General features: G+C 65.9%; 2 protein-coding genes. One reads left to right on the forward strand and one right to left on the reverse strand.

Going from position 1 to position 2509, the window contains the following annotated elements:
* The coding region (locus tag QOD90_RS06740; RefSeq protein ID WP_526347923.1) for a transketolase family protein at window positions 1–1671 on the reverse strand (1671 nt) is incomplete at its 3' end.
* 199 nt (window positions 1672–1870) lie between these two features.
* Between QOD90_RS06740 and QOD90_RS06745 the strand changes: the two genes are divergently transcribed.
* Window positions 1871–2509 (forward strand): heme o synthase (locus tag QOD90_RS06745; protein ID WP_526347925.1); only part of this gene is annotated, 639 nt, incomplete at its 3' end.

The following is a 2509-nucleotide window of genomic DNA, read 5'->3' on the forward strand; positions in this document are numbered from 1 at the left end:
GTCGGCCGGCCGGATGACGTCGAGTCCCGGGATGGCGCGGAGCGCTGCGAGGTGCTCGACCGGCTGGTGGGTCGGTCCGTCCTCGCCGAGGCCGATCGAGTCGTGCGTCCATACGTAGGTGACCGGCAGCTCCTGCAGCGCCGCGAGATGCTCGATCGGCTGGTGGGTCGGCCCGTCTTCGCCGAGTCCGATGGAGTCGTGCGTCCAGATGTAGATGGTGTCGATGTCCATGAGCGAGGCGAGTCGCACCGCGCCGCGCATGTAGTCCGAGAACTGGAGGAACGTTCCGCCGAATGCGCGTGTGGGCCCGTGCAGCACGATTCCGGACAGGATCGAGCCCATCGCGTGCTCGCGGATGCCGAAGTGCAGCACGCGGCCGTACCAGTCGGCCTTGAAGTCGTCGGTCGAGATCGACGGCGGCCCAAATGATTTGACGTCCTTGATGGTCGTGTTGTTGCTGCCCGCGAGGTCGGCCGAGCCGCCCCACAACTCGGGGAGCTTGGGGGCGACGTCGTTGAGCACCTGGCCGAATGCGGCGCGGGTGGCCAACGGCTTGGATCCCGGTTCCCAGTGCGTCACGTCGGCGTCCCAGCCGTCGGGCAGTTCCTGTGCCAACAAGCGGTCGAGCAGCTTCTTGCGCTCCGGTTCGCGCTCCGCCCACGCGTCGAACCCCGGCTGCCACTTCTCGTGGGCCTCCCGGCCGCGGTCGACCAGTTTGCGCGTGTGCTCGATGACCTCGTCCCGCACCTCGAACGTCTTGTCCGGGTCGAAGCCGAGGACCTTCTTGGTGGCAGCCACCTCGTCGTCGCCCAACGCCGAGCCGTGTACGCCCCCGGTGTTCATCTTCGTTGGGGCGGGATAGCCGATGATCGTGCGGAGCGAAATGAACGACGGTTTGTCGGTGACGGCCTTCGCCGCCTTGATCGCTTCTTCGATGCCGGTGACGTTCTCGCCGCCCTCGACCTCTTGGACGTGCCAGCCGTAGGCACGGTAGCGGTCCGGGACATTCTCGGAAAGCGCGATGTTGGTGTCGTGTTCGATGGAGATCTGGTTGTGGTCGTAGAACACGATCAGGTTGCCGAGCTGTTGGGTGCCCGCCAAGGAACTGGCTTCGCTGGTGACGCCCTCCTCCATGTCGCCGTCGGACGCGATGACGTAGATGAAGTGGTCGAACGGGCTGGTTCCCGGCGCGGCATCGGGATCGAACAGACCCCGCTCATAGCGCGCCGCCATGGCCATGCCGACCGCCGAGGCCAGCCCTTGGCCCAGCGGACCGGTGGTGATCTCGACACCCTTGGTGTGGCGGAACTCCGGGTGGCCGGGGGTCTTGGACTTATAGGTGCGCAGCGATTCGATGTCGTCGAGTTCGAGGCCGAACCCACCGAGGTACAGCTGGATGTAGAGCGTCAGGCTGCTGTGCCCGCAGGACAAGATGAAACGGTCGCGGCCGAGCCAGTGGACGTCGCTGGGGTCGTGGCGCATCTGCCGCTGAAATAGCGTGTATGCCAACGGCGCCAGGCTCATCGCGGTGCCCGGATGGCCGTTGCCGACCTTCTGCACGGCATCCGCCGCGAGTACACGCACGGTGTCGACGGACTCGGAATCGACGTCGGCCCAGTCGTCCGGGTGGTGGGGGCGGGTGAGTTCGGAGATCTCTTCCACTGTGGTCACGAAATAAACCCCTCAGGTCGGCAAGCTGATTCAGTACCCACCCTAATGCGGAACAACCCACCACCGCAGGCGGCATGGGTCAAGTTCGGCGGGCGTTCACGCGAATCGACCCTGCGGTGTTCACCTCGCCCGAGGTCGGTCTACCATCGTGTGTAGTAGAAGCTGCGCGCTGCCGCGAAAACAACGAGGAGTCAACTGCGTGAGCATTCGCGAGCGCCGGCTCTTCGGCGAGGCGCCGAGCCGAATACGCAAGACGTTCCTGGCATATCTGGCGCTTACCAAGCCCCGCGTCATCGAACTGTTGCTGGTCACCACCATTCCTGCGATGTTGCTGGCACACCGCGGCGCGGTCGACCCGCTGCTCATCCTCAACACGTTGGTCGGCGGGATGCTCGCCGCAGGCGGCGCGAACACGCTCAACTGCGTGGCCGATGCCGACATCGACAAGGTGATGAAGCGCACCGCTCGCAGACCGCTGGCGCTCGCGGTGGTCCCGACCCGGCACGCGCTGGTGTTCGGCCTGCTGCTGTCGGCCGGGTCCTTCGTCTGGCTGTGGTGGGCCACCAACCTGCTGTCGGGCGTGCTGGCGGTCGTCACGATCGCGTTCTACGTGTTCGTGTACACGCTGCTACTCAAGCGCCGCACGACGCAGAACGTCGTGTGGGGTGGTGCCGCGGGATGCATGCCCGTGATGATCGGCTGGTCGGCCGTCACCGGCACCATCGCGTGGCCTGCCCTCGCGATGTTCGCGATCAACTTCTTCTGGACGCCGCCGCACACGTGGGCGCTGGCCATGCGCTACAAGGACGACTACCGGGCGGCGGGCGTGCCGATGCTT

Source organism: Mycobacterium sp., assembly GCF_032161845.1.
Lineage (GTDB): Bacteria > Actinomycetota > Actinomycetes > Mycobacteriales > Mycobacteriaceae > Mycobacterium.